Source organism: Shewanella sp. (genome assembly GCF_047975355.1).
In the GTDB taxonomy this organism is placed as follows: Bacteria; Pseudomonadota; Gammaproteobacteria; order Enterobacterales; family Shewanellaceae; genus Shewanella.
On record NZ_JBKEDJ010000032.1, the window covers coordinates 58,716 to 85,597 of the forward strand.

25 protein-coding genes are annotated in these 26,882 nt (G+C 47.3%); 9 read left to right on the plus strand and 16 right to left on the minus strand.

The genetic code is table 11. The annotated features are described in order from the left end of the window. The first annotated feature begins 413 nt into the window (after window positions 1-413). Both metK and ACK5NH_RS10600 read left to right on the plus strand, forming a co-directional pair. Window positions 414-1,565, plus strand: coding sequence for a methionine adenosyltransferase (gene metK / locus ACK5NH_RS10595; RefSeq protein WP_416919922.1), 1,152 nt, complete (start codon window positions 414-416; stop codon window positions 1,563-1,565). 130 nt (window positions 1,566-1,695) lie between these two features. Continuing rightward, window positions 1,696-1,896 carry a hypothetical protein gene (locus tag ACK5NH_RS10600; RefSeq protein ID WP_416919924.1) on the plus strand — a complete coding sequence of 67 codons (201 nt, stop codon included), beginning with the start codon at window positions 1,696-1,698 and terminating at the stop codon, window positions 1,894-1,896. A 254-nt stretch (window positions 1,897-2,150) separates the two neighbouring features. Here ACK5NH_RS10600 and ACK5NH_RS10605 read toward each other — a convergent pair whose 3' ends face one another. The 3 genes from ACK5NH_RS10605 to ACK5NH_RS10615 all read right to left on the minus strand — a co-directional run bounded on the left by ACK5NH_RS10605 (window position 2,151) and on the right by ACK5NH_RS10615 (window position 5,166). Next, window positions 2,151-2,492, minus strand: coding sequence for a hypothetical protein (locus ACK5NH_RS10605; RefSeq protein WP_416919926.1), 342 nt, complete (start codon window positions 2,490-2,492; stop codon window positions 2,151-2,153). Continuing rightward, window positions 2,485-4,500: an EAL domain-containing protein gene (locus tag ACK5NH_RS10610; RefSeq protein ID WP_416919928.1), complete on the minus strand. Its 2,016-nt coding sequence runs from the start codon at window positions 4,498-4,500 to the stop codon at window positions 2,485-2,487. Before ACK5NH_RS10610 ends, ACK5NH_RS10605 begins: the two co-directional genes overlap by 8 nt. A gap of 114 nt (window positions 4,501-4,614) precedes the next feature. Then, window positions 4,615-5,166 (minus strand): GNAT family N-acetyltransferase, encoded by a 552-nt coding sequence (locus ACK5NH_RS10615; protein WP_416919930.1) that lies wholly within the window; start codon window positions 5,164-5,166, stop codon window positions 4,615-4,617. Window positions 5,167-5,338: 172 nt separating this feature from the next. On the opposite strand from ACK5NH_RS10615, the gene ACK5NH_RS10620 reads away from it, so the two are divergent. Then, window positions 5,339-6,352: a GGDEF domain-containing protein gene (locus ACK5NH_RS10620; RefSeq protein ID WP_416919932.1), complete on the plus strand. Its 1,014-nt coding sequence runs from the start codon at window positions 5,339-5,341 to the stop codon at window positions 6,350-6,352. 17 nt (window positions 6,353-6,369) lie between these two features. Here the strand turns inward: ACK5NH_RS10620 and ACK5NH_RS10625 are convergent, their stop codons facing one another. After that, window positions 6,370-6,603, minus strand: coding sequence for a hypothetical protein (locus ACK5NH_RS10625; protein WP_416919934.1), 234 nt, complete (start codon window positions 6,601-6,603; stop codon window positions 6,370-6,372). Between the two features lie 113 nt (window positions 6,604-6,716). On the opposite strand from ACK5NH_RS10625, the gene ACK5NH_RS10630 reads away from it, so the two are divergent. Beyond that, window positions 6,717-7,133, plus strand: a complete 417-nt coding sequence (locus ACK5NH_RS10630; RefSeq protein WP_416919936.1) for an META domain-containing protein — start codon at window positions 6,717-6,719, stop codon at window positions 7,131-7,133. A gap of 54 nt (window positions 7,134-7,187) precedes the next feature. Here ACK5NH_RS10630 and ACK5NH_RS10635 read toward each other — a convergent pair whose 3' ends face one another. Further along, entirely contained in the window at window positions 7,188-8,510 is a 1,323-nt protein-coding gene (locus ACK5NH_RS10635) for a dicarboxylate/amino acid:cation symporter (RefSeq protein ID WP_416919938.1), read from the minus strand. 162 nt (window positions 8,511-8,672) lie between these two features. After that, entirely contained in the window at window positions 8,673-8,969 is a 297-nt protein-coding gene (locus ACK5NH_RS10640) for a hypothetical protein (RefSeq protein WP_416919940.1), read from the minus strand. 222 nt (window positions 8,970-9,191) lie between these two features. On the opposite strand from ACK5NH_RS10640, the gene ACK5NH_RS10645 reads away from it, so the two are divergent. After that, a complete protein-coding gene (locus ACK5NH_RS10645; RefSeq protein WP_416919942.1) occupies window positions 9,192-9,635 on the plus strand; it encodes a GNAT family N-acetyltransferase in 444 nt (147 codons plus the stop codon). Window positions 9,636-9,694: 59 nt separating this feature from the next. Here the strand turns inward: ACK5NH_RS10645 and ACK5NH_RS10650 are convergent, their stop codons facing one another. Together ACK5NH_RS10650 and ACK5NH_RS10655 are read right to left on the minus strand one after the other, a co-directional pair. Beyond that, window positions 9,695-10,987, minus strand: a complete 1,293-nt coding sequence (locus ACK5NH_RS10650) for a serine/threonine transporter (RefSeq protein ID WP_416919944.1) — start codon at window positions 10,985-10,987, stop codon at window positions 9,695-9,697. Between the two features lie 433 nt (window positions 10,988-11,420). Beyond that, window positions 11,421-13,988 (minus strand): acylase, encoded by a 2,568-nt coding sequence (locus ACK5NH_RS10655; RefSeq protein ID WP_416919946.1) that lies wholly within the window; start codon window positions 13,986-13,988, stop codon window positions 11,421-11,423. A 256-nt stretch (window positions 13,989-14,244) separates the two neighbouring features. Here ACK5NH_RS10655 and yjjX point away from each other — a divergent pair, with 256 nt between their 5' ends. The 3 genes from yjjX (at window position 14,245) to ACK5NH_RS10670 (ending at window position 18,556) form a co-directional block, all read left to right on the plus strand. Then, on the plus strand, window positions 14,245-14,784 hold the full coding sequence (gene yjjX / locus ACK5NH_RS10660) for an inosine/xanthosine triphosphatase (protein ID WP_416919948.1): 540 nt from the start codon (window positions 14,245-14,247) through the stop codon (window positions 14,782-14,784). Window positions 14,785-14,891: 107 nt separating this feature from the next. After that, entirely contained in the window at window positions 14,892-15,872 is a 981-nt protein-coding gene (locus tag ACK5NH_RS10665) for a bifunctional helix-turn-helix transcriptional regulator/GNAT family N-acetyltransferase (protein ID WP_416919950.1), read from the plus strand. 233 nt (window positions 15,873-16,105) lie between these two features. Then, window positions 16,106-18,556 carry an ankyrin repeat domain-containing protein gene (locus tag ACK5NH_RS10670; protein ID WP_416919952.1) on the plus strand — a complete coding sequence of 817 codons (2,451 nt, stop codon included), beginning with the start codon at window positions 16,106-16,108 and terminating at the stop codon, window positions 18,554-18,556. Window positions 18,557-18,695: 139 nt separating this feature from the next. Here the strand turns inward: ACK5NH_RS10670 and ACK5NH_RS10675 are convergent, their stop codons facing one another. Then, window positions 18,696-19,892: a serine hydrolase domain-containing protein gene (locus ACK5NH_RS10675; protein ID WP_416919954.1), complete on the minus strand. Its 1,197-nt coding sequence runs from the start codon at window positions 19,890-19,892 to the stop codon at window positions 18,696-18,698. A 123-nt stretch (window positions 19,893-20,015) separates the two neighbouring features. After that, window positions 20,016-20,333 carry a hypothetical protein gene (locus ACK5NH_RS10680; RefSeq protein ID WP_416919957.1) on the minus strand — a complete coding sequence of 106 codons (318 nt, stop codon included), beginning with the start codon at window positions 20,331-20,333 and terminating at the stop codon, window positions 20,016-20,018. Between the two features lie 158 nt (window positions 20,334-20,491). On the opposite strand from ACK5NH_RS10680, the gene ACK5NH_RS10685 reads away from it, so the two are divergent. Then, a complete protein-coding gene (locus ACK5NH_RS10685; protein WP_416919959.1) occupies window positions 20,492-20,761 on the plus strand; it encodes an ankyrin repeat domain-containing protein in 270 nt (89 codons plus the stop codon). Window positions 20,762-20,950: 189 nt separating this feature from the next. Here the strand turns inward: ACK5NH_RS10685 and nqrF are convergent, their stop codons facing one another. Genes nqrF through ACK5NH_RS10715 form a run of 6 tightly spaced genes read right to left on the minus strand, consistent with a single transcriptional unit; the run spans window position 20,951 to window position 26,823 of the window. After that, window positions 20,951-22,168 carry an NADH:ubiquinone reductase (Na(+)-transporting) subunit F gene (gene nqrF, locus ACK5NH_RS10690; RefSeq protein WP_416919961.1) on the minus strand — a complete coding sequence of 406 codons (1,218 nt, stop codon included), beginning with the start codon at window positions 22,166-22,168 and terminating at the stop codon, window positions 20,951-20,953. Between the two features lie 51 nt (window positions 22,169-22,219). Further along, complete coding sequence (nqrE, locus tag ACK5NH_RS10695; protein WP_037429000.1) at window positions 22,220-22,828, minus strand: NADH:ubiquinone reductase (Na(+)-transporting) subunit E; 609 nt, start codon at window positions 22,826-22,828, stop codon at window positions 22,220-22,222. Window positions 22,829-22,837: 9 nt separating this feature from the next. Then, entirely contained in the window at window positions 22,838-23,458 is a 621-nt protein-coding gene (locus tag ACK5NH_RS10700) for an NADH:ubiquinone reductase (Na(+)-transporting) subunit D (RefSeq protein ID WP_416919963.1), read from the minus strand. After that, on the minus strand, window positions 23,455-24,249 hold the full coding sequence (locus ACK5NH_RS10705; RefSeq protein ID WP_416919965.1) for a Na(+)-translocating NADH-quinone reductase subunit C: 795 nt from the start codon (window positions 24,247-24,249) through the stop codon (window positions 23,455-23,457). The genes ACK5NH_RS10700 and ACK5NH_RS10705 overlap by 4 nt, the downstream gene beginning before the upstream one ends. Next, the gene (locus ACK5NH_RS10710) at window positions 24,239-25,453 is read right to left on the minus strand and encodes an NADH:ubiquinone reductase (Na(+)-transporting) subunit B (protein WP_416919967.1); all 1,215 of its coding nucleotides are present in this window, start codon (window positions 25,451-25,453) and stop codon (window positions 24,239-24,241) included. The genes ACK5NH_RS10705 and ACK5NH_RS10710 overlap by 11 nt, the downstream gene beginning before the upstream one ends. Next, window positions 25,453-26,823, minus strand: a complete 1,371-nt coding sequence (locus ACK5NH_RS10715; RefSeq protein ID WP_416919969.1) for a Na(+)-translocating NADH-quinone reductase subunit A — start codon at window positions 26,821-26,823, stop codon at window positions 25,453-25,455. Before ACK5NH_RS10715 ends, ACK5NH_RS10710 begins: the two co-directional genes overlap by 1 nt. Between the last annotated feature and the right edge of the window lie 59 nt (window positions 26,824-26,882).

The window sequence follows — 26,882 nt, forward strand, 5'->3', positions numbered from 1 at the left end:
AGCGACGCAAACGAAAATTGCATTCCAATGCCCAGTCCTGTGGATTACACCTTAGAAGCGTTAGGCTAATTCATCTTAAAACACATTACATTTATTTGTAATACAATAACTCAAATGCAACTAATAGTTTTTCCACATCGAGTCACTTAGCGCTCAAGCTACAACCTTAGTTTTACCTTAGCTCAGCAACGATTTACGCAACTCGCTTTGAATAAAAATCACATACCGCTATCAATTCATTGAGTTAGAGCCGGAACTCAAAACACACAAACGCTCCCCGATTTGGGGCTTACCTCACTTTACACACAAATATTTAGTTTAGGGGGTGTCAACCAAGGGAAATTCCACTAAAATAGCCGTCTAGATGTAGATGCTTCTACACGTTTGAATGCTAACGACGAGATTTTCCTACTATGGCAAAGCACTTGTTTACTTCTGAGTCGGTCTCAGAAGGTCATCCCGATAAGATTGCAGATCAGATTTCTGATGCTGTGCTAGATGCGATTCTGGCCCAAGATCCTAAAGCACGTGTAGCGTGCGAAACATATGTCAAAACTGGCATGGTATTAGTAGGTGGCGAAGTGACCACCTCTGCCTGGGTTGATATTGAAGAGCTGACCCGTAAAACGGTTCGTGAAATTGGTTATGTCCATTCAGATATGGGCTTCGATGCCGATTCTTGCGCAGTATTAAATGCGATTGGCAAACAGTCTCCTGACATCAACCAAGGTGTTGACCGTGCAGATCCAAAAGAACAAGGTGCCGGCGACCAAGGTTTAATGTTTGGTTATGCCAGCAACGAAACTGACATTCTGATGCCAGCGCCTATCACTTATGCCCACGCATTAGTCAAGCGTCAATCAGAAGTGCGTAAAAATGGCACTCTGCCATGGTTACGCCCAGACGCGAAAAGCCAAGTCACCTTCGCCTACGAAGACAACAAGATTGTCGGTATCGATGCGATCGTACTGTCTACCCAGCACAGCCCTGACATCGCCCAAGAGGATTTGATCGAAGGCGTGATGGAAACCATCATCAAGCCAGTTCTGCCAGCACAATGGTTGAACAAAGACACCAAATACTTCATCAACCCAACTGGCCGTTTCGTTATCGGTGGTCCAATGGGTGACTGTGGTTTAACCGGTCGTAAGATCATCGTAGATACCTACGGCGGTATGGCGCGTCACGGTGGTGGTGCTTTCTCTGGTAAAGACCCATCAAAAGTTGACCGTAGCGCGGCCTACGCTGCCCGTTATGTGGCGAAAAACATCGTTGCGGCTGGTCTGGCTGATCGTTGTGAATTGCAAGTGTCCTATGCTATCGGTGTGGCAGAGCCAACATCAATCAGCATCGAGACCTTCGGTACGGGTAAAGTGTCTGAAGAAGTCTTAATCAAGTTAGTCCGTCAACACTTCGACCTGCGCCCATACGGTCTGACCGAAATGTTGAACCTGGCTCGCCCAATTTATCAAGCAACCGCCGCTTATGGTCACTTTGGCCGTAGCGAGTTCCCATGGGAAGCGACGGATAAAGCTGACGCACTGCGCGCCGATGCAGGTCTGTAATCTGTATTAAGCCCATGCTTTCGCTTGTAAAAAACCGCCTAAGGGCGGTTTTTTTATGCTTTGGATGTATTGTCTAACCCCATCACGATCAGCAAGATAGCCTTATCTACAGGCAAATTACCAATGCAAAATGAAGCCGTTAATTCAACAACTCCAATCCTGTTCTTGGGCGACAAAAGTGGGCCATAGTGAACCGATGGCAAAAACCTTGGGCAATTTGGAGGAGATAGCCGCATACCTTGAAAGGGATCCTGACAGTTTTTTCCAACCGCCCTACACCGAACCCTATGAAAGCTATGTGTTAGCGACCATCAGCGAGCAGATGCTTTAAAGTCCCAAGTCGTCAGTGAACTGGTTGAACAAATTGCCCAAACTGCCTATTTGGAAACCTGGAAAATAGTACCCGTTGTAGAGGTTTGCGCGCTCGTATCCGATGATGCCGATACCTTAGCCACGCTATTGTTAGCAGAGGCCACACTTTGAGACTTCGCTCAAGAGCGTTTAACATGGTACTTACAGGGTAGACTCCCTTTTGGTTATCAAGGGAGTTATCCGAAGGGTAAATGGCTAATTCTATGAATCAGATTAACAGTGATCAAAATGGGCATTTTGCATACACAGCAGGTTTATCTGCGCGGCGGATAACAGCGCACACTCTTGCTGGTTCAGTTTTTTAGCGTTGCTCACAGCCTCATCTGTCAATTTTACAATGACTGTCGAATACGCATTCGTTTTGCCACAATCGAGCCAACAGTCTCCAACCTGCAGCCAATAATGGGTTCGGCTATCGTTGCAATCAACTTCAAATCCACGGGCTTCACATTGCTGCAACACGCACTCAGATAACAAAACTCGCAGATTATCCCAGGCCGATAAATTGGCATGGGCGTAAGTCGTCAGCAGGGTGCTGACCAAGGTATCACTCACTATTTCTCTCCAACCAAAAGGCTTTGGCCTCAGCACCCGGCATCGCCTTGGCGTATAACCAGCCCTGCACATAGGCAACACCTGCCGCTTTAACAAACTCGGCTTCCTCAGGGGTTTCAACCCCTTCGGCAATCAAACTGAAGCCTAAGCTACTGCAGAGCTTACAAATTTGTAGATACAAAGTACGACCTTTAGGTTCACTGGTATTGGCCAGAATACTGCGGTCTAGCTTGATGCCATCGACATTAATCCGACTCAATAGACTTAAACTCGAAAACCCAGTACCGAAGTCATCTAAGAAGAACGTAAAGCCATGTTGTTTAAGCTGCCTCATACTGTTATCGATGCGATTTAAATCCAACATAAAGGCCGATTCTAACATCTCAATCTCGACTCGCTTGGCAACGCTGCCTAACCTTTCATTCATGGTCGCCAACAATTGGGGATCGGTAATATTGTTAGGGTCGATATTGATGCTTACTTTGGGATAAAAACCTTCTAACTCCCAGCGAGCGAGGTCCTCCGCCACAGTGTTAATCACAAAGCGATCAATAATATGTGAATAACCAGCACGTTGAAATGCATCAATAAAATACGGTCCCTTCAGCTTACCATGTTCATCCTTCAAGCGAATAAGCGCCTCATATCCAACTACATGATTAGTGCTTAAGGCAATTTTCGGTTGATAGTGTAATTGCAATTCCCCCGCTAGGACTTCTTTAATGGTTCTTTCAAGATTTAACTCGGCTTTAAGTGATTCGGACTGCTGCTGTGAATAATGTTGCTCGGTCATGCGGTCGATATCGGCTTGAAATTGCACGCGCTTGATTAATTCACTATCAAATTCATAATGCTCAGACATCAAGGAAAACCGCCGGACAAAAGGCAAATAAATCAATACGCCTATGCCAATTAATAGCACTTGAAAAAGCACCGCGCTCATATGGCCGCTGGCAATATAAGCATTTAGCAGTGGCGGCGTAATCCAAGGAAAACTGTGCCCATCAAAGCTCAAGATCCCAACATGGATAGCACTGTAGGCCAAGATAAAATTAGCCAATGGGGACAAAATAAACGGCACTAATAGACGTGGATTAAAGATAATCGGTAGGCCGTAAATCAAAATCTCATTGATGTTAAAAATCGCAAAGGGTGTGGCAATTTTAGCGATATGCCGAGTGGCACTGTCTTTAGCACCGATAAAAATGGCAATAATCAACGACAGTGTAGCGCCACTGCCACCATAGATAATAAACAAGTCCATAAACTGGCTCGCCGTTAGGTTCGGCACCAGTTGCATTAAACCATTATCGACACCTATCAGCAGCAGATAAGCATTATCACCATGCACCCCAAAACACCAAAGCACATGGGTGATCAAAATCCGCATAAACAATTGCATACCAAGGCTCGCCTGCTGCAAAGCCTCGATAAATGGGGCAAATAACCATTCCAAAAAGATAGAAGCTTCGGCCACGACGGCAAACAACCCAATAAAACCAATCACTATCGGGAAGAATAAATTTAAATGTTGCTTTAAGTATCGACTCAACGCCTTCGCTGTAATTAACCGCAAGCCTTTCCACTGCGCTAAGAATCGCAATGAGTAGGCAGATAGAATAGGCAAAATAACAATTCGCGGATCGGCGACAATGGCACGTACATAATCGATATTAAATACATTCCCTGTATTGGGGGCATTAATAGCGAGCAATAGGCTCAGCGACAAAGAACAAACGGCAATTGCGGACAACTGCAAATACTTAGCAAAGTGGAAGGATAAAGAAATCAGTGCAAGTAACGGAAAAATCTTTGAAAGTTGTAGCGAAAAGAAACTAATAGCTTGATGAAATGTAGAGGTCTGCCAAGTTGGAATACTGATATCGAGTAATGTAATAACTAAGGAAAGAAATGAATTGATTAAAATAAAAGGCAGTAACGCGATAAATGATTCACGTATCGAGATAAGAAAGCTTCTATCGAGAAATTGGCGCAGCTCAAACTTCATAGCAGAGTTTATATTGATGGGTATGCTCTAACCATAGTCGATACTCTGCATTCCTCATAATCATATGCACTAAATACTGAGTTTCCAAGTTAGAGCGAGTGTAAACATGGGTGTTCACTCAGCTTGAGTTCGAGCCACCATTAAATAGTAATCCCTTGCCGAAACCGTAAAGAAATCTGCAACCTGCATCGTCGCCTTTTGCGTGTGAGCCGTAAAGGAACGCTCGTTTTCCTCGGCAATAAAAGTCACCACATAGGCAAAATGAGGCGCAATTTGCTGATAAATCCCTTTAACCAAGGTCTCAAAAACTCCCTGACCGCGGTAGTTTTTATCTATCCAAATCGGGCCATACTGGCAACTGTTCTGCTTCGTTAATTTGGGGCCATCCCACTCTAATCTCGTCAATCGGTTGAGGATTGTGCGATAAATTGGCCAGGTTTCGAAAAAGGCCCAGCGCCCAGCAATCACATAGCCGATAATCCGCCCGTTATCCTCGGCGACAACGACCCAATGCCGAGTCACTAACTCGGTTAATTCACTACGACCAAAGGCTTGCCCCTCCAGCCCCATGGCTGAAGACGCGAGTTCATCATTGAGAAAGGTTCTTTCTAATACAACTAAAAAATCAATATCTTGAGCCGTGGCTGGGCGTATATTTATTGTCATTTTCTTCACTCAATTTAGCGAGCTGCATGGCTAGCGGCGCGCCAGTATACAGGAGTCATAAATCATCCCAATAATAGATGCACAAAAAATGGTGTTTTTTTAGCCCACTGATTTGCAAATTATCCTGTTGTTTTCCAAACTTAAGGCATATTTTGGCCCCTTAGGCGCCGCTATGTTGCCCGAAACCATCAATCCCAATGTCAGCTTACTCGATAGCGATCATCAGCAGGTCAATTTAGGTCGCTGGATGCACCAATGCGAGTTGATCAAAAGTTACTACAGCGCCACTAGCGTATTCGTGCTGCAAATGACTCAGTCTGGTTTCGAAGTCATCGTAAGCTCAGTGAGTGAAACGCCGCTGTTTACCTCAGGTACCTTGTTTGCGAGCGACTTCCCCCTGTTTGAACAACTAAAACATAGCCCGGCCGAGGGAGACTATCTCAATCTTGGCCGTTTTATGCTCGACGAGCTGCCTAGGGATTTTGATGGTATTCAACATATTCTTTCCCGCCCTATCGCTTGGCCCGACGGCAGCCAATTTGGTTCACTGTGTGTGTTAAATCCTCATATGGTTGACCCCTTAAACAACAGTGCCATGCTCGAACCTTTCCAAATCTTGCTACAGCAGGAATTGTCCCTGTTATGCCAAAACCACCGGATTGAATCGCTGTCGATGCGCGATCAAGAGACCGGCATGCTCAACCATTACGGCTTTATGATGATGGCGCCAAGACAGCTCAATCTCGGACGGCGTTTCGGCGCCCATGCGGGGATTCTATTCTTCGAATTGATTGGGGCTGAAACGCCGGAAAACAGCTTAGAAGAGAAACACCACAGGCTGCTGGGTAATTTAGTCCAAGACACTATTCGCACCGCCGATGTGGCCGCCCATTACAGTACAACTCAGTTTGTGGTATTAGCCTTTGTCGATAGCGAGCGCGATATATTGCACATCATGAAGCGAGTCGAAAAACAATTAGAGCAACAGAATCCCCATCTAAAACTCGATGCCAGTTACAGCTTCTTTACCCCCGAATCGACGGCCAAGTTAGCGCCGATGATGGAAGATGCCCGTAGCAAACTTAAATCCATGGAGCCTGAGCCTGTGCAAACCTCGACTAATCAAGCATCCAAGCTCGATGCCAAGCTGTATGACAACCCCGCAGCCGACTCGGCCGAGCTTTAACGTATACTCTTGTTTTATCAGTCTTTGGGATGCTCGTCTTGACGTTTCGCCCATTGGATAAACAGCACCACGGGATAAGGTGACATCAGCACCAGTCCCAAACCAATGAGGCTGGCTATCAGTAACATACCGCTAATTTCTAGACTCCATTGGGTCAACATATAGAACCCAAGTCCACAAACTAACATCAAAACACCTAACCAATGTAAAAACTTCAACAAATTCATAGTGCTTTTAATGGCATCTGTCATGTAAACCTCTTTTTATCTCCCGTTAAACTTGTACACTATGGCCATATACCCAAGCGACCTGAAGATACGAGTCTCAGGTTTTTTGGGTATATACATGAAAAGGAACTGAGACAATGTTAAAACAAACATTTCTATTAAGCGCATTACTTTTTGGCTTAACCGCTTGTCAGAGCACTGACGTTACCAATCAGGACACATTACCATTACAGGGAAGCTGGCATATCGAAGCCGTCCAAGGACAACCCACTGTGGATTACAGCCCAGCGCAAATCACCTTCGCTGCCGAAGGTAAACTCTCGGGCAATAACAGCTGTAACAACTTCTTCGGTCAATACAGTCAACAAGGGCAAGAGCTGAAAATCATCCCAGGTGGCAGCACGATGAAGGCCTGTGTCGATGCGCTGATGCAACAAGAGCATAAAGTAATGCAAGCCCTGCCACTGGTCGCAAAGGCCAAGTTGGTACAAGGTCGCCTAACACTGCTGAGCAGCGACGATAAGCCCGTCTTAGTCTTAAGTCAGCTTAAATAAGCTCACTTTGATAATAAAAAACCGCCAACTTGGCGGTTTTTATTATTCAATGGATTAACCTTTGGTCGCTGCGCTTTCACTCGCAGCATTTTGCTCAGCAATCATAGCGCTTTGCACCATATCGGCATTGTAATGCTCAACATCGAGTTCATCTTCCGACTTAGCAATCACAGTCGTCGCGACTAAGTCGCCAGAGACGTTTACTACGGTGCGCGCCATATCGAGAATACGGTCAATCCCCGCAATTAATGCCACACCTTCTAAGGGTAAGCCCACGGTCGAGAGCACTAAGGTCAGCATCACTAAGCCAGCGCCCGGTACACCCGCAGTGCCAATAGAGGCTAAGGTCGCGGTTAAAATAATCGTTAGATAGTCGACCCAAGTTAAATCGATACCAAAGGCTTGTGCCACAAACAGCGCAGTCACGCCTTGATACAAGGCCGTGCCATCCATATTGATGGTGGTGCCTAAGGGCAGCACAAAGCTGGAGATCTTCTTGTTTACCCCAAGATATTCGCTCGCACATTTCATGCTCGCGGGTAAGGTTCCCGCCGAACTTGAGGTGGTAAATGCCACCGCCATCGCATTGCTGATCCCCTTGAAAAAATGCAGCGGATTGAGCTTGGCAAATAGGCGCAGCACTATGCTGTAGAAACCTAACACGTGGATAATACAGCCAATATAAACAGCAATAATCACTTTAATCAGCGGCCATAGCATGTCAATACCATACTCGCCCGCAACCCATGCCATCAGACCAAATACCCCATAAGGCGCAAGCTTCATCACCATATCGGTGAGCTTGTACATGGCCTCGGCAAGGCTTTCAAATACCTTGATCGCAGGCTTACCATGGTCGCCAATCAAGACCAAGGCAATCCCTAGCGCCACGGCAAATACAATGACTTGCAGGATTTGACCACTCGCCAAGGCGGCAACTGGGTTGGTGGGGACAATGTCAATCAGGGTTTGCATCACCGAAGGCACTTCTTTCGCCGTTTGTACCGCTTCGTGTTGCAGTAAAGGCACGCCTGCACCGGGTTGCACCACATAGCCCACGGCTAAACCTAGGCTGATCGCAATCGCGGTGGTGCAGAGGTAAAACGCAAAGGATTTAAACCCAATTCGGCCCATTTTGGCGGTGTCTTCCATTGAGGTCACACCGACAATCAATGAACAAAACACTAAAGGCACGATCAGCATCTTGATGGTATTCACAAACAGGGTGCCAATAGGTTTCAGGTAAGAAGCCTGCTCACCTAAGCTGACGCCCACCGCAATCCCCAACACCATACCGACGAAAATTTGCAGCCACAGGGGCACTGACATCCAAGAAGACCAGATCCGGCCTAAGGCTGATGACCTTTGTTTTGACATGTTTATAACCTTGAGTTTGAAATGATGATAGGGCGAAGCCTTATCCTTGGCGGGACTAACCTTAAATTAGCCAGCCGCCGAGTCTATCATAAGGGATAAAATTCTATGGATGATCTATATCACGTTGATGCCAACCGCTGCAAAAACCACCTAGGGCCGAGCTTAGGCCTCAAATTGTACCGAACTGGTGGACGCGGCAAAACGTTGGCGATAAAGAGATGCGGGGGGCTGCTCGCACTCGATAAGGTAGCTCCAATAGTCATCATCAAAACCGCTGAAGAGTGACTGATTTTCCCCCTGAGATTTGAGGATCAAATACCACCAAATGAGCCCCCATAGCCCAAAGGTAATTAGGGTGAGCATAAAGTGCATCCCATGATTAATCTCAAGATCTTTATGTGCATCATAGGCTTGTAAAAATCTTGGCTTAAAGCGACGAGTTGATTTTACGAATGCCATAATCGCGCCACTCCCTTAGGGTGAAAACCTTATTCAAGCCTAGCAGATTGGACTTTAGTCGTACAAAAATTAGCCGCAATTAAAGCTGGATTTGAAACTCTGCTCACTCGTTCTTCTGCATGGTTACGTGCTAAAGTGTGCCGCCGAATTAAAAGCTGATGCATAAGCGTCATCCACATACACAAGAGCGGTAAATTCCACTAACCGCCGAGGAGTTGTTAAATGTTGATCCGTAAAGCCAAAGTGCAAGATCTCACCGCCCTAGTCCAATTTAATCAGGCGATGGCGCAGGAGACCGAAGGTCTCGCCTTAGACGAAACCACTCTGATTAAAGGCGTCAATACACTGCTCAATCACCCTGAAAAAGGTTTTTATCTGGTGGCCGAAATCGACGACGAAATTGTCGGTTCGCTGATGGTCACTTTCGAGTGGAGCGACTGGCGCGCCAAAGATTATTACTGGATCCAAAGCGTTTATATTCGCCCGCAAAATCGCCGTCAGGGGATTTATGGCAAGCTCTATGCTGAGGTGAAGCAACTGGCCGAGGCCAATGGCGGCGCCGCGAGTTTTCGCCTCTATGTAGAGCAGGAGAACACCACAGCTCAGCAAACCTATCAAGCACTTGGGATGAAACAGAGTTACTATCTGATGTTCGAAGAAAAGTAACAAAAAAAGGATCGGGCATGACCCGATCCTTTCATTTCAAACAGCGATTAATCTCAAGCTTATCTCAGCAGACCAAACAAAATGGCGGTCATCGCCAGTAGGCCCGCAATAACCACAAACACATTGCTGATGCGGTTACGGTAAGCCTTCAGTGCAGGCACTTTATACACCGCATACATTGGCATTAAGTACAAAATCGCCGCAATAATCGGTCCGCCCAGCGCCTCGATCATCCCCAGAATACTTGGGTTTAGAATCGCGACGCCCCAAATCGTGGCAAACATAAACACTAAGATAAACTTGTTCAGCTTGCTCTCATTGATTTGTTTGTTAGTTGAGCGCAGCTGTTTAACGATAATACCCTTCATACCTTCAGTCGCGCCCATATAGTGTCCAAAGAAAGATGACACAATCGCCACAAACGCAATGAAAGGCCCGAAATAGCTCACAAAACCACTGTCATGCACGTTCGCAAGGTAAGATAAAATCGGCAGGTTCTTCGCCTTGGCTTCGGCCAACTGTTCTGGCGACAGTGACAACACGCAAGAGAACACAAACAGCATCACAAAGCCGACTAACATCATCGAAGTATTACGCAGGATCACATCGGCCTTGCGAGCGGCGTTGACGCCGTGGTCACGCTTGAGGGAAACCGAAAATTGCGAAATCGCCGGAGAATGGTTAAAGGCAAACACCAGTACAGGAATGGTTAGCCATACAGTGCCTAAAAAGGCGCTGGTTTCTGGCACGACTTGCAATGCATCCATTTTCCACTCGGGGATCAGATAGATGGACATAAAAGCCAAAATGCCCACCAGCGGATATACCAGCAACTGAGTCACCTTCAGCATAAATTGCTCACCGGCGACCATCACGGACATCATGCCGAAAATTAATACGCCAGAAAGCAGAAAACGTGGAGGCGAAGCCATGCCCAGCTGGTTAACGATAAAGCTATCGACTGTGTTAGTGATCCCTACACCGTAGATCAACACAATGGGATAAATCGCTAAGAAATACAGCAATGTAATCGCCTTGCCCGCGCCAATTCCAAAGTGTTCTTCAACTACTTGGGTAATGTCACTGCCGGGAATACTCGATGAACATACGAAGCGTGACAGGCCGCGATGGGCGAGATAGGTCATTGGGCCGATGATAATGGCCATCAAGACTAAGGGCCAAAAACCGCCCATGCCCGCATTGATAGGAAGGAATAAAATGCCCGCCCCCACAGCGGTGCCGAATAAACTTAGCATCCAAGTGGTGTCTTGGCGCGTCCATGGTAAGTGTCTTGTTGTGCTTTCTTGCGTGCTTTGAGGTGTTTCGAGAACACTGATCGCATCTTTTTGCATATTAAAATTACCTTACGGAGATACCGCATAAAAAATTCGGCGTAAGGATAGCGAAAAAGCTTAAGCAAAAGTTGATCTAACACCATTTTAAGTAATGAAATTTCAAATAAACCTGGGTTTGAGATCTAGATCCATGAATCTAAGTAATAAATTTTCAATAACGCATCAAAAAGATCACATAAAAACACCAATAACGCACAGTTAATTCACCCCTGCACCTAAGCGTTGACACTGCCAGTTTGTCGATAAAAACCACAAAATCGCATCAAGTCGCAAAAATGTACCAAACGTGATCACTCTCAAACAAGCCCCGTAAAAGCCTGTTCAAGATCACTATGTAAATTGTTAAATTTTTACATTTTGAAACAGCATGCCTTACCCATAAAAAAGGCCCACCTGAGTGGGCCAATTAATCAAACCAATAGCTAACGCATTACTGAGCCTTTTGCAGTGTCAGCTCTGTGGTCGAAATCACCGCAGGTGCGATATCCGCTTCCTTAAACAGTAAAGGACGGAAGCTCTTACTGCTGGAATACAGATTGCTTTGGTCGGTAAAGGAAGGTGACATTATGTTGCTCGACTCAGAATAGGTGAGTATGCCACGCGCGACAGGGCCTTCATCGGTAAAGCTGACCGCCATCATCCAACTCGAGCCGTAACGTATTTGATATCCCTTGGCCGTCATACCAGAGGCCATGGCCTTACCTGTCACTACATCCAGCAGCGGCGCGTACTTATACTGTGGGATCAGAGTATCATCACCCGACAAGCTAGTGGAAAACACGTTGAATCCACCCTCTGCGTTATGGCTGCCTGGCCAAGGCAAACGCGCCCCGCTGGCAGTGCCATCGGGGAGTGACTTCTCAACAAACTGCACATCACCTAACGGTGCATCTAAGGCAAAACCAGCGGCCTCAAGATTCAAAGCCGCATGGGCAAGTGCCACTAATGCACTGCCGTCTGTGGTGAGCGTGTTAGGTGTGGTCGCCGCATTCGCGGGGTCAAATCCCTTAGTCAGCATGGTTTTTTGGCTGAACTGATGGGCAAACTCACGTAGTAAGGCGCCGCCTTTACTGTCGTTATCTTGCTTACCGTTCCAGGCTTTGAGCGCTGCACAGGCTGAGGTGAGATCCTTATATAAGCTCGCAGATACCACCACAGGCGTACTGCCCTGCGCCTCACATTGGGCAATCAAATCCGGCAATACCAACTCAGCTAAATAACTGCGATTCGACAATACCGCGGCTTCTAACTCTTCCAGATTAAACTTGCCATCGCTGCCCGCCGCATCCTGCATCAGGGTTAAGCCCATACGGGTACGCAGCGATAATTGCCCTGCTTCTGGACCATACATGGGCGAGAAGTACGTCAGTGGCTCATTCAAGTTGGTAGACCAGAAGGAGTCATTGGAGTTTTGCACAAAGTCACTGCGCTCAAGCTTAGGCGCACGCTCATAGGGCGTGGGGCCACTAAAGCTAAATAGCGAGGTATTCCCCGGCAGAATGGTAAAGCCAGCTTGCTCTTTTGCCGCCTTAATATCGGGCGAAGTCTTTAACACCACCACGGCCGCCTCGGATAAACCGGGTACGGTCGAGTCGTCGATATAGAAGGCGTTGCCCTCTTTATCGGCGTACATTGTATTGTTGAAAATCACCCCGTCGTAGTCTTTAAAGGCTTGTTGGAATTCGTCTTTATTGGTCGCTAAGTTCATGGCGAGCCAATGATCGACCGGATCCATAGTCGCCATGTTGGCATCTTGGATCATAAAGGCACTGCCATCGTCCCAACCAAAAGGTGCGAGCGAAGGTGGCGCCTCGACCATAGGTCCTTTGGCGGTGGTGTAAATATCCTTTTCAGCCACTAACATACCAGCAGGGCCTGCGTTTACTAAGATAGACACTGTCTCTTTATTGATCGGCATCGGCTGCCCATCAAACAAGTATTGCAATCTGTCGCCCGAGACCAGCTCAAGGTTGTACATCACAAAATGTTCGGCGGTTGAGAAGGTATGAGTCCAAGCTAAGTCTTTGTTAAACCCGATGTTGATAGGGCCTGGCATGCCCACCAGCGAGCCGCCCATCATATCCAATTGGCCAGGGATGGTAATGTGCGATTGCCAGAAGCGCAGATTGCCCGTATGCGGGAAATGCGGATTACCCAGCACCATGCCGCGACCATTTTCGGTCTTGTCTTTACCCAAACCCCAACCGTTTGAGCCTAAATCACGCGGATTAGTCTCAGGTGTGGTAATGCGAGCCGCACGGGCAAGCAATTTAGACTGCATATCGCTGACAAACGCGGTTTGTTCTTGGCTTGGTGCAGGTCCGACTATGCGCGGCATATATTCCTGCCCATCCCCGGGGTTAGCGTAGAAAATCAAATCGAGGAAGTTAGCTGCGCCAGGTAACAGGGCGATAGAAAACAGATAAGTAACCACATCCTCTGGCACTATGGGCTTCACCCAAGGTTGGCCGCCACAGAAAGGCTCGGCGGTTTGTTTACCCACCTCAACATCGGCAAGGTATTGGTTATAACCCGCGGTAAAACCTTGGATTAATGCACGTGAGCGCTCGCTAAACTGCGGCCACTTGGCCTCGGCTTGCTCACGGATTTTTAAGGCTTTATAGGCAAAGTCGGAGATTAAGTTGCCATTGTCTTCTGAGGTGGGCTGCCCTGTGGTGAAATCAATCGACGCATGGGGGCCAAAGTACATAGAGCGCTGGGAGTTCGCCTTAATAAAACCATCGGCGAGCACACAGAGGTTGTCCTGCGCCTGCGCGTAACCGCTACCAAAACCTAAACTTTCTAAGTTATCGGCTTGGATATGAGGTACACCGTAGGTAGTTCGACGAATATTGGCTTTGAGTAAGCCGTTAGGGGCAAAGGTTTGCAGTTGGGTTTCGGGTTCGGTAGGTGGAGTGCTATCTTCACTATCGTTACAGCCTGTGAGCATCACGCCGCAGGCCATCCCCATAGCGATCATGAGTTTGTTGAATTTCATTATTATTATCTCTTAATTTTGGTTCCTTCAATGACATAGCTTTACTGCTTAAATCAGCTAAATCACTGAAGGAGCAATAGTCGTATGTCGCTTCCTGATGCACGACTCTGGCTATTTGCTCCCCATGCATTCGCTTTTTTACGGAGCCAAGGCGATGAATATGGCAGAATAGAAAACTCAGAGGCGAGACACCTCCGACCATTTAAGCAATGATTCAAACGAGCGTCCACATTAAAAATTAAAATAAATAACTTATATGCAACAAAACATTATCAAAGTGATTGTCGGTTCGAAAAACCCCGTAAAAATAAACGCGGCGGCCAATGCCATGGCGCTGCTCTTCCCCGAATGTGAGATCCAAACTCAAGGCATGGATGCGCCCTCAGGCGTCCCCGCGCAACCCATGACGGATAGCGATACCCGCCAAGGCGCTATCAACCGTGTCCACTATTGCCAGCAACAAGTTGAAGCGGATTATTACTTTGCGATGGAAGGCGGTGTCGACAACTTTGAGTTTGGTCCAGCCACCTTCGCCTATATAGCGATAGCCCACCAAACCCGTTTGAGCATTGGCCGAGGCGCACTGTTGCCACTACCTATGCAGGTCTATCAGGCACTCGAGGCAGGTGAAGAGTTGGGTCATGTAATGGATAGACTGTTTAATACTGTCAACATCAAGCAAAAAGGCGGCGCGATAGGTCTACTCACCCACGGTCACGCCACCCGTGAGAGCAATTACACCCAAGCGATCATCCTCGCCATGGCGCCGTTTTTAAATCCTGAGTTGTACCCTTAAATTTTGTTAATGAAATATTGCAAAGCCGAGCAAAGCCCGCTAATTTCGTTGTAACTTGCAACTAAATGATTCGAACTGAGCCACTGCCAGCCCACACAAGTGCTTGCATGGCTCAACTTTGGTTAACCCTGATGGCATTCAATCCGACTATGGCAAATGATCCCGGCTCATCTAGCCAACTGAGACACCTTTCCCGCTATATGGTCAGACACTTAGGCATGCTCAATGCGGCCTTTGGCGATTTACCTCTGTCCCCAGTACAGGCCCACGCCTTGTTTGAGATAGGCAATCAACCGCAAACCATTAAGGAACTCGCCTGCAAACTGAGCATAGATAAATCCAATGCTAGCCGTGCAATCAAACACTTAGTCGATAAAAACCTCGCCCAGAGCCAAATGCATCCGCGGGATAATCGCTGCCTCGTCGTACAACTGACTCCTGCGGGTAAAAAGCTGCTCGCTAAGTTAGATAGCCAGCAAAATCAACTCTTTCAAGAAATCTTGGCTCAGCTGACCCCTGAGCAAATTCAACAAATCGAGCAAGCCCTAATGCAATACAACCAAGCCATACATAAAGCCAAACAACAATCGGGTTGCCTTATCCGTGAAGCGACCGCCGCCGATGATGCCGCCATTGCCCAAGTGATCCGCGCGGTTTCCGCCGAATACGGCTTAACAGCGGATAAAGGCTATAGCGTGGCCGACCCAACCTTGGATTGTTTAAGCCAAATCTATTCGCAGCCGGGCGCCAAATACTGGGTGATTGAGCATGAAGGCCAAGTGGTTGGCGGCGCAGGCATAGCGCCACTGGCTAACAATGCCGGGATTTGTGAGCTGCAAAAAATGTACTTTTTGCCGGAGATCCGCGGTAAAGGCTTAGCTAAACGTTTAGCGCTGCAGGCCCTAGACTTCGCCCGTGAAGCGGGTTATCAGAGCTGCTATCTTGAAACAACCGTATTACTCAAAGAGGCCCTAAAACTCTACGAACACTTAGGGTTTAACTACTTAAGCGCCCCACTTGGTAATACTGGCCACGACGCCTGTGAAATCCCAATGCTATTACCACTGCACGCCGAGCTAACCCCATAACCACTCGCCAATATCAGCAGGCCATAGGCCTGCTGAACCTGTAAATGAGTAATTTACTCATTGAATAATGTGTTGTGATTTATGCCAAAATTCGACCAAGTCTGTTTTTATCCTTCCTAACTCGCATAGTTTTTTATTCAGCACCTGTATTAAACTAGGCCTCTTTTCATCCGGTAAAATGATATTTACCTAGATGAATTTGCTGCATTATTGTAAAATAATTAGGGAAGCCCATGCTAAATTGGATTTTTGGTGAGAGTAAACTCACCCTGCGGGAAATATGTTTAGATAACGAATTGTCGACGGCCAAGAAAATACAAAAAATAACTAAGTACCTCGCCAATGACGGTGATATTAATTTTATCGACTCCGAGATTTCCCCCTGTAACGTGTTAGTCCCGCTTTCTCGTAGCCCTGAATCCGACCTCGAATTGATACAATATCTGCTGGATAATGGCGCTCAAATTGAATGCAATGGTTTTAGTGCCTTACACTCTGCGCTTGAATTTAATAATCCTGAACTAGTGAAACACTACCTCAAGGCTGGCGCTAATTTTTACTATCAAAATCAATTCAATAACTGCTGGTTAAACTACCTACTCCACCCTACCCCTCAGTATATCTATCAAGATAGTCAGCGCATCACCATGCTAGATCTGTTGCTTGAGTTGGGGCTAGATATCAATCATTCAGTGAGTTTTTGGACCAATGGCGAGTTAAATCATCCCTTAGAAATTCTTTATGCAGAGCGCAGTAAAGATGTATTTTTACATATTATTAATAAAGATCTTTATTTGGACATTGGCCAATTAAGCCTAATTGAAGAAATTATTTTTTCTAGCGACTTTTGGGGGATTGAAGCCTTCGCACCATTAGTAAAACGCTATCCTGAGTTTAAAAAGCCCCGCTATATTATGGCCAACGATAGCAGCTTCTGGGACGACGCCAATTTACTCGAAATCTGTGTCTACGCAAAAGCGCAGGAATACACTGAATATCTGCTAGATCATTATCCGCAGCTCAAAGCCGACTCCCACGCTAAAAGTTTAGTCTATGCGGCATTGACCTCAGAATTTGACCTCAGAATTATCGAAAAATTGATTAAGGCGACCGTCGATATCAATCGCATCTATAGGATGACACCGCCTGACGCCGACCATTCCCCCGTACTCAACCAGTTTATTGATAACGCCCAATTTACCGATGTGAATAAACGGCGTTATATCTATCAAGCCCTTGAGCTGTTGCTCAAATATGGGGCTAATCCAAATGCCGTATTTATGAATACGGGTAAACCCTATGAAATGTTGGCCTGGTCGAACTTGCGACTATTGGTTTATCCGATGGTCGAGAAGAAAACCTTTCTGCCGGAGTTTCTCGACCTCTTCATAAAATATGGTATGGATATCAATAAAAAATTTGGTGCTGTGGATGAACCAAGCTTGCTGACTATCTGCCAACGTGGTTCGGGTAAAGAAGATCAAGCCACACTTATCCAAGTGATGGAATATCTGCTCACCAAAGGACTCGATTTAAGCCTCACCAATATCTACAACACTAACTATGTGTCCGCGGCTGCCATCGCCTGTCGCACTCAAGTGCTCGAATGGCTGATTAACCAAGGCGGGGATATTTTTACCCATTGCGGTCACGATAACTCACCCATATTTCACAAGGCGATTTCAACCTACTGGTGGGATCAAATCACCGGCCCCATGCGGCGTAATACCGTGGAACTGTTACTGCGCCACGGAGCCAAAATTGAAGAATTCTCTGTAGATGAACAATTTACACCACTTATGTGCGCCTGCTATTACGGCGCACAGTCCTGCGTAGAAGTCTTACTCGAACATGGTGCCAACCCGAATGCAACCAATGCCGAAGACACCACCCCAGCGCTTTGCGCCGTAATGGGCGGCAGTTCGAATGAGTTTCCACGCTTTGAGTCAACGGCGGTGCGGATCTTAAGACTATTGCAGCAACATGGCGGCGACTTAACCGTAAGTAACAGCTTAGGTTATAGCCCGCTAAGTGTGACTATGGAGCAGGAATACAAAGAGATTTTCGAAGTTCTGCTACAAATCGTCCCCTACAGTGAGTCTCAACTTGAGCAAGCTCAGGGTAAAGCTCAACCACAAAGTTATTTCCAGCGTCGGCTATTACAGAAGCTAGGGCGTGAAATTCCACCGGCGCCCACAGTTATCGCCCATAACGCAGTGAAGCCAGAAGAAGCATCACTCCCGTCTGACTCTCCCACAAACCATGTCGAGGCGCCAAAACCCGCTCTGACCCATAAAGCCAGATTAGAGGTCAGTGATGCGGCGGTGGATAGAAGCCAAATTCCGACGCTGTTCGATCTCAAAAGCAAAGTGCAACATTTCTTTAAGCCGATTGCCAGCGATCCAAGCATCACGGCTCACCAGTTAAACTCGGTTAAAGAACTGGTGGAACTATTGATTGAAAAGCTCGACCACTTCAGCTTTTTCCGCAATCAAGCGACTAAAGCTGAGTTTGAAGAAGGAGTGCAAGACTATCTCGATGAAACAGTTGATGAAATCAACAAGATTATCGGGGATGATTACCCCGCGCTTACCGAAGTCTTAGTCGATTCCGTCTGGACAATTTTGCAGTACTTTAGGGTCGATATTGAAATCGAAACCGCGCTAAGAAAGCGCTTTTGGTAGCCATTAGCCCTTAGCTATCACCCCTGCATAAAGCCCCAACGTTTTATATAGTAACTTAAAGGGGCTTTATGCTTTCGAGGTTAGGCCTAACCTCGCACCAGCAGACTTAGCTGACTCTAAACCGACATGGTGGCAAGGCTTAAATCTTATACTTCGATAATTTAGTCAGTAGCAAATGACTACGGAGCACTTGGCGTATCTGATTGTGCAATTCAAATACCCGCTTGCGGTCGTTAAGGTTTAAGGAAAGGTTTTCCAGCATCACCAAATCCACATTAAATTCTGGATAATGCAGCGTCATCGACATATAACCCGAAACATAGCCCGTATGGCTATATTCGACTAAGCCATTGTCCTTATTGATCCTTATCCCATAACCGTAACGCATATTTGGCCATAGAAATGGCAGCTCGATATAGGCAGTGGTCATCCGTTGATAACTCTCAGGGCTCAACAACTTGCCAGCATGTAATTGCTGCTGAAAGGCGGCATAAGTGGCTGGCGAGGCTATTAATCCCCCTGCGGGCAATAACGCTTCATCAATCACCAGCTCAGCAGGTGCAATCACTTCGCTTTCTTGCAATCCCACCGCCAAGCTAGGCACTTTGACTTGAATCGCCTCAAGGTTACCAAGTTCTGCACTTAGTCCATTGAGCTGATATCGGGTAGCAAATTGCGCCACCTGCTCGGCAAAAGATTGATGATTAACCTTCTCAAGCACTTGCCCAAGCAGCGAATACCCTAAGTTAGAGTATTTAAATTGGCTACCAGGCGTGAATCTATTGGGCTGACCAAGCCTATCGACTCCCGATGTATGGCTGAGCAACTGGTGTAAAGTAATGCGCTCGTCATAGCGGTTGGGATTCAAAGTGCCTGCATTGGTGTCCGCCTTATTAGCTTTTAGCGCCTTGTGTTCCCCTTCAAGATCGCCAAAAAGGTAATGGTTGAGCGTTTGATTTAAGTCGAGTTTTCCCGCATCAAGCGCCTGCAATACTAAGGTTGCAGTAATTTGTTTAGAGAGCGACGCCATCACAAAGCGCGAATCTTGATTAATTTCTTCGCCCTTTTGAAATTCAAGCAGTGGTTTCCCCTCTTCAAGCAGAATAACGCTGCCACTAAATGGCTGCGGCGAATACATTATCGCCGCTTGGATAATAGCTTGAATCTCCCCGAGCTTAGATTCTGAGGATGCTGTTTGGCTTTCAAGCTTAGCGGATTGATGCTCTCGCAAGCTCTGTGCATTTTCACCAATCGTCCCTTGTGATGCGCCAACACTATTGGCACTGGGGAATAATAACAACCCCGTTAGCAGGGAGCCGATAACACTCAAACGCATGGGTTATCCTTAACTTAATTAGCAAATATTGCTGATTAGAAAGCGGCCAGCTTATCATAGCCGTACCTAATATGTTGTTAGAATTAAGGTTTAGAGTGCCACTTAGAGGCTATAGTTAAATCGTTATAAAACCATGACTGTGAAAATTACCGCACCCAACATATATAAACCTGCGGTGAGTGATATCGATTTTAGCGGGCTAAACTCTTCAACTTCCAAGGTCTGTATTTCTTCAATTTTGACTTCTTTTCCCTCTCCCTCAATCTGCTGTTCCGTCACTCTTTCGACTTTAAATTCCATCTGTTCACCCGATTTGGTGGTGACTTTGACCTTTTCGCCGATATAGCTAGGCGCCGATTGAGAGTCTAATTTAACCTCATTGAGTGAAGAACATGCACTAAGGGAGAAACAGATAAGTGATGCTATAGCTAACCTTTTCAAACGAACCTCCTATCCTACAAACGGTTACATCCATAATAAGTAATACCTATAGGAATAAGCACTTAAACTTAGCTTACGGAATGTCCACCCTAAACTAAAGGAACCTAGGCCAAATCAACTAAAGTTAAGTCTTTTGACTGAGGTTAAATATCTATCAAATGAGCATAGAACTTATCGATGCGCTTAAAGCCAAGGATGTGCTTGCGGTTAAACGCATTATTGCCAATGACGACGAGGATGGGATGCTGGCACTGTTGCATACCTGTGAGCTACAGTCTTTTGCGCTGCTTAAACTACTGGAGGTTAAGGGGGCCGATGTGAATCATCCGAATGTGCAAGGTCACTATGCCGTCGATATTGCTTACTGGCATTGCGAGTTTATATGGTGTTCTATACCACCGAGAGCCAGCGTATGGTGGGCGATTTAACCCGCCATGGTGGCAAATCCTTTCGCTAGAAAAGCAGTTAAATAGCAGCAAGATTTGATAGCTAAAAATATGGTAGCTAAAGATACGAAGCGAAGGATAACAAGACGCTAAGAAGCCAGATAAACAAAAATCGCGTTAGGTTCGGTTGTACTCGTTCTGCCTAACGCGATTTTCTATTCCACTTACCGCTTAATCACCAAAGTCATCAAGCAGGATATTCTCAGGCTCAACCCCTAGGCTTTCGAGCATACGGATCACCGAGGAGTTCATGATCGGTGGGCCACACATATAGAACTCGCAATCCTCTGGTGCCTTATGATGTTTAAGGTAATTTTCGTAAATCACATTATGGATAAAGCCTGTGTAACCCGTCCAGTTATCCTCTGGTAGCGGCTCCGACAGCGCCACATGCCAGACAAAGTTGTCATTTTCAGCCGCTAATGCATCGAAATCTTGTTTGTAAAACACCTCACGGGTCGAACGGGCACCGTACCAGAAGCTCATCTTACGCTTGGTCTTTTTACTCTTTAGCTGATCGAAAATATGTGAGCGCATCGGTGCCATGCCCGCACCACCGCCGATAAATACCATTTCTGCATCGGTATCCTTCACAAAGAACTCGCCGAATGGGCCAGAGATAGTCACCTTATCCCCCGCCTTGAGGTTAAAGATGTAAGAAGACATCTTACCCGGTGGTACATTGGCCGATGGTGGCGTGGCAATCCGCACGTTAAGCATAATGCGGCCCTTTTCATCGGGATAGTTCGCCATCGAATAGGCGCGCAGCACATCTTCATTCACGGTGGAGACTAAGTCGAACAGGCCGTATTTTTCCCAATCGTCGCGGTACTTAGCCGGAATATCAAAATCGGCATACTTCACCACATGGGCTGGCGCTTCAATTTGGATATAGCCACCAGCCTTGAAGTGTACATCTTCACCTTCGGGCAGTTTCAGCAGTAACTCTTTGATAAAGGTGGCCTTGTTATCGTTTGAGATCACCTCACATTGCCACTTCTTCACGCCGAAGATTTCTTCTTCTAGCTCAAGTTCCATATCGGTTTTCACCGCCACTTGGCAGGCGAGACGACAACCTTCTTTGGCTTCTTTTTTAGTGATATGCCCTTGTTCTGTTGGCAGAATATCACCACCGCCCGATTTAACTTTTACTCGACATTGACCGCAGGTACCGCCGCCACCACAGGCCGAGGGAATAAAAATATTCTTACTCGCTAAGGCGCCTAGCAGCTTGTCGCCCGCGGCAACTTTAATGCTTTTCTCGGCATCGTCGTTAATCCCGATAGTGATCTCACCGGTAGTCACTAATTTCTTTTTGGCGATAAGGATTACTATCACCAGTAGGCACACCACTAAGGTGAACATGCCTATGCCTATTGCCATTTCCATTCGATAACCCTTTTTCTAAACAGAATGCGGTTTCACTTTCTCAGCCACGCGTTACAGCGAGATCCCCGAGAAAGACATAAAGCCAAGTGCCATCAACCCTGTGGTAATAAAGGTGATACCAATCCCCTGTAAGCCTTCAGGAATCGCATGAAACTTCATCCGCTCACGAAGCCCCGCCAGCATCACAATCGCCAGCGCCCAACCTGTGCCTGAACCCATAGCAAACACCGCCGATTCGGCAAAGTTGTAATCACGGTTAGCCATAAAGATCACCCCGGCAAAAATCGCGCAGTTTACGGTGAGCAGTGGCAGGAAGATCCCGAGGGAGTCATACAGGCTTGGAATGTATTTATCTAAAAACATTTCAAGAATTTGCACTAAGGCCGCAATCACACCGATAAAGGTGATCAGTTGCAGGTAACTTAAGTCGATGCCAGGCATGCCCGCCCAAGCCAATGCACCCGGTGCTAACACCTTCGCGTAGATCAGTTGGTTTAAGGGCACGGCTAAGGTCATCACTACGATAACCGCAACGCCTAAGCCGAAGGCGGTCGACACCTTTTTAGACACGGCTAAGAAGGTACACATACCGAGGAAGAACGACAGCGCCATGTTGTCTAAGAATGTGGCCTGTAAAAACAGATTAATATAGTGTTCCATATCCGCTCCTTAACCGCGTTTACGCTGGATCACGTTAATGGTCCAGATCAGCAGGCCAATCAGGAAGAAGGCGCTTGGGGGCAACTTAAACATCTCGTTAGGTAAGTACCAGCCGCCGTTTTCAACCGTAGTCAACACGCTATGACCAAATAGATTGCCCGTGCCTAACAGCTCACGCACAAAGGCCACACTGATCAGCACCAAGCCATAACCCGCCGCGTTACCCACAGCATCGACCACGGCTAAGTGAGGTGGATACTTCATCGCAAAGGCTTCTGCGCGGCCCATGATGATACAGTTAGTGATGATTAACCCAACAAATACAGAGAGTTGTTTAGATAGCTCGTAAGCCACATCCTGCAACACCATGTCGACGATAATCACCAAGGAAGCAATGACCGTCATCTGGGCAATAATCCGCACACTGTTAGGGATAAAGTTGCGAATGGCGGAGATGATAAGGTTAGAGAACACCAGTACGAAGGTCACCGCCAGTGTCATCACCACGGCCGTCTGCATGGAGTTACTCACCGCCAGCGCCGAACATACGCCCAGCACTTGCATCGCCACTGGGTTATTGTCAAATACAGGGCCTGCTAGCATGTCCCGCATGGATAAACTGTTGCTCATTTTGCACCTCCCAACTCACCTTGCTCAGCCGATGCTTTTAATTGGTTGAAGAAGGTTTGGAAACCCTCAACGCCAAACCAAAACTCCATTGCGCGCTGCACGCCACGGCCTGTCATGGTCGCGCCACTCACAGCATCGACACCGTGGATATCGCCCTCTTTGGCACCGCCTTTCACGAGGCGCATCGCAAACTTGCCTTTTTCATCAAAGAGTTGCTTACCCTTCCACAGGGATAACCAATGTGGGTCAGTCACAAAGTCACCAATACCAGGGGTCTCACCGTGCTCGTACACCACTAAACCTTTGATGGTGTTAAAGTCCGGCTCGACGGCCACATAACCGTAGATCATCGACCACAGCCCTTTACCGTAGAAAGGCACGACCACGCTGGATAACTTGCCGCTGTCATCGAACACCTTAAACACGCGGGCATCGTTGGCGCGGGTCTTGATTTTGGCGATATCCTTTTTAGGGGCGCTTGAGGTTTCTGGGTTAATCGCCGCCATGCGCTCGTCAAAGTCGAGTACATTGGCATCAGAGTCCACTTTACCGGTGTCGAGATTAATCAGTAGTGGCTTAACGGATTTAGCAAAAATATCTCTAAACTCATTGCCTTGGCCTAAATTGACATCGGCCGCCATCAATACATAACGCTGTAACTCATCGCGTTTTTTCGCGAGCTTACGTTCTTTCAATACACCTGCGGTGCCGGTAATCATAAAGGAGCACAAAAGGCAGAGCGTAATGGTGAAGATCATGGTCCCCACCACAGTATCTTTCTTAAATACCATGACGTTTTAATCTCCGTTTGATGTTGGCACGGGCCACCAGATAATCGAACAGCGGCGCCCACAGGTTGGCGAACAGGATGGCTAACATCACGCCTTCTGGCATCTTGGGGTTAGCTACACGGATTAGGACTGTCATAAAACCAATCAGCGCGCCGTAGGCAAATTTGCCTTGGCGGGTATAGGAGGTAGTCACAGGATCTGTCGCCATAAACATCATCGCGATAGCAAAACCGCCCGTAACTAAGTGCCATGTCCAAGGCATTGCCATCATCTGGTTAGTGCTCGAACCGATAACATTGAACAAGGTTGCAGTGGCAATCATCCCCAGCATTACACCAGCCACGATGCGCCAGTCGGCTAAACGGGTAATAAGCAGTAATAAACCACCGATCAGCACAGCCAGCGTGCTGGTTTCACCAATCGCACCGACGGTAAAGCCGAAGAAATTATTCCACCAGTTAGGATCGCTAAAAGCGCTGTACCAGGCGTAATCGGCAAATTGCAGCTTACCAGCAGCGGCTTGCGCTAAGGCAGTCGCACCAGAAAAACCATCTATGGCAACCAGTTGCTTAACGGTTGAGACTTCAGAAGGATAGGCAAAATAGATAAAGGCTAAACCTGCTAATGCGGGGTTAAGGAAGTTATATCCCATACCGCCAAACAGCTCTTTGGCAATCACAACCCCAAAGCTAATGCCCATTACTACCAGCCAGAGTGGAATTGAAACGGGTAAAATCAGCGTAAATAACAAGGCGGTGACGAAGAAGCCTTCGTGCAATTCTTGGCGACGCACCTTAGCAAATACCACTTCCCAAAACAGGCTGGTCAGCAATGCCGTTAAGTAAATAGGTAGATAATAACTTAAGCCATAGAGGAACAGACCAATCACACCTGTCTCTGCGCTTAAGCCGCCGCTCAGGGCATTAAACAGCGCGAGTTTCCAAGAATCCGGTGTGGTTAAACCGCTGGCTAACGCGAGTTGTGCCTGTAAGCCTACGTTATATAAGCCAAATAAAATGGCGGGTAATAAACACAGGCCCACTAAGGTCATGGTACGTTTCACATCAATGGCGTCACGTACGTGCACTTTGCCCTTAGTGCTGCGACCACTGGCGATCACCAATGAGCGCACAAAGCCCTTCATCGATTTGCCCGTGGCGTAGTAGTCTTCCTGTAAATCAGGTTTTTTAGGTTGTGTCGTCATTAACCTTCCCTCTCGATAACATCTAGACAGGCACGTAACTCTTTACCGAAGTCATACTTGCCGGGGCACACAAAGGTACACAGGGCCAAATCTTCTTCATCTAATTCCAGTGCGCCTAGGGCCTGCGCCTCATCGGTATCTCGCACGACTAAATCACGCACCAGCAGAGTGGGTAAAATATCTAATGGCATAACGCGATCGAGCTGACCAAAGGCCATCATGGCGCGGTGAGAGCCGCCCTGATGGGTGGTAAATTCGAAGGACTTAGTCAAGCCAAATAAACGGGAGGTCACCGCGCGGGTGATAGAGAACTTGTCCGAACCGCCACGCACCCAAGGCAAAATTTGGTGCTCGGCATCTTCGGCGAGAACCGATACCTGATTGTGGAAGCGACCTAAAAAGTCATGCACGCCCCTAGCAGTATGGCCCGATAACACAGAGCCTGACACCACACGGTTATGGCCAAGTTTAATCTCATCGGCCACTAAGGCACTCAGCTCTGCACCTAACTGAGTGCGCAGTAAACGTGGGTTAAGCACACTCGGGCCACCCAGCGCTACTACGCGGTCGGTATAGAGTTCACCGGTTTGGAATAGCTTGCCGTAGGCGATAACGTCTTGATAGCCGATATGCCACACTTGGCGCTCTAAGCTCGCTGGCAAGGTAAAATGAATGTGAGTCCCGGCTAATCCGGCAGGATGTACCCCAGCAAAACGACGTACTTGTACTTTAGGTAAATCGGCGCCGACTAAGGCTTCGCCCTTATCTTGGCAGAGGTAAACCTTACCTTCGGTTAAATGACTCAGTACCGCTAAGCCCGCCTTAAAGGCATCGCTCTGTTCGGCAATAATCAACCTAGGATCGGCGGCGAGTGGATTGGTATCCATAGCCGTCACGAAAATACCTGCGGGTTTGCTATCTAACGCGGGAACACGGGAGAAAGGACGGGTACGCAGTGCAGTCCACAGACCACTCTGCACCAATTGCGCTTTAACCACATCGGCAGACAGCGCCTGTAGATCGGTGTGGATATCGAAACGGATCTGCTCATCGGCGTCTAAGCCATTGCAGCGGATCACCACGGATTGCAACACCCGACGTTCGCCGCGGTGGATTGCAACAATCTCACCACTGGCTGGAGCGGTAAACAGCACACCCTTTGTTTTTTTATCTTCAAACAAAGGTTGGCCCTTTTTGACCTTATCGCCGACTTCCACCAACATAGTCGGTTTTAAGCCAACATACTCCTCACCCAACAGAGCCACTTGGGATGGCCTGTTACCGGGTTCGATGATCTGCCGCGGCTCGCCCGAAATCGGCAAGTCTAGGCCTTTTTTGATCGTTATAACTTGGTTTGAAAAATCTGCCATCACAAATATCAACCATGAAAATTTTTAGATAAATTTAGGGTAGATGTTTGTTAACAGAT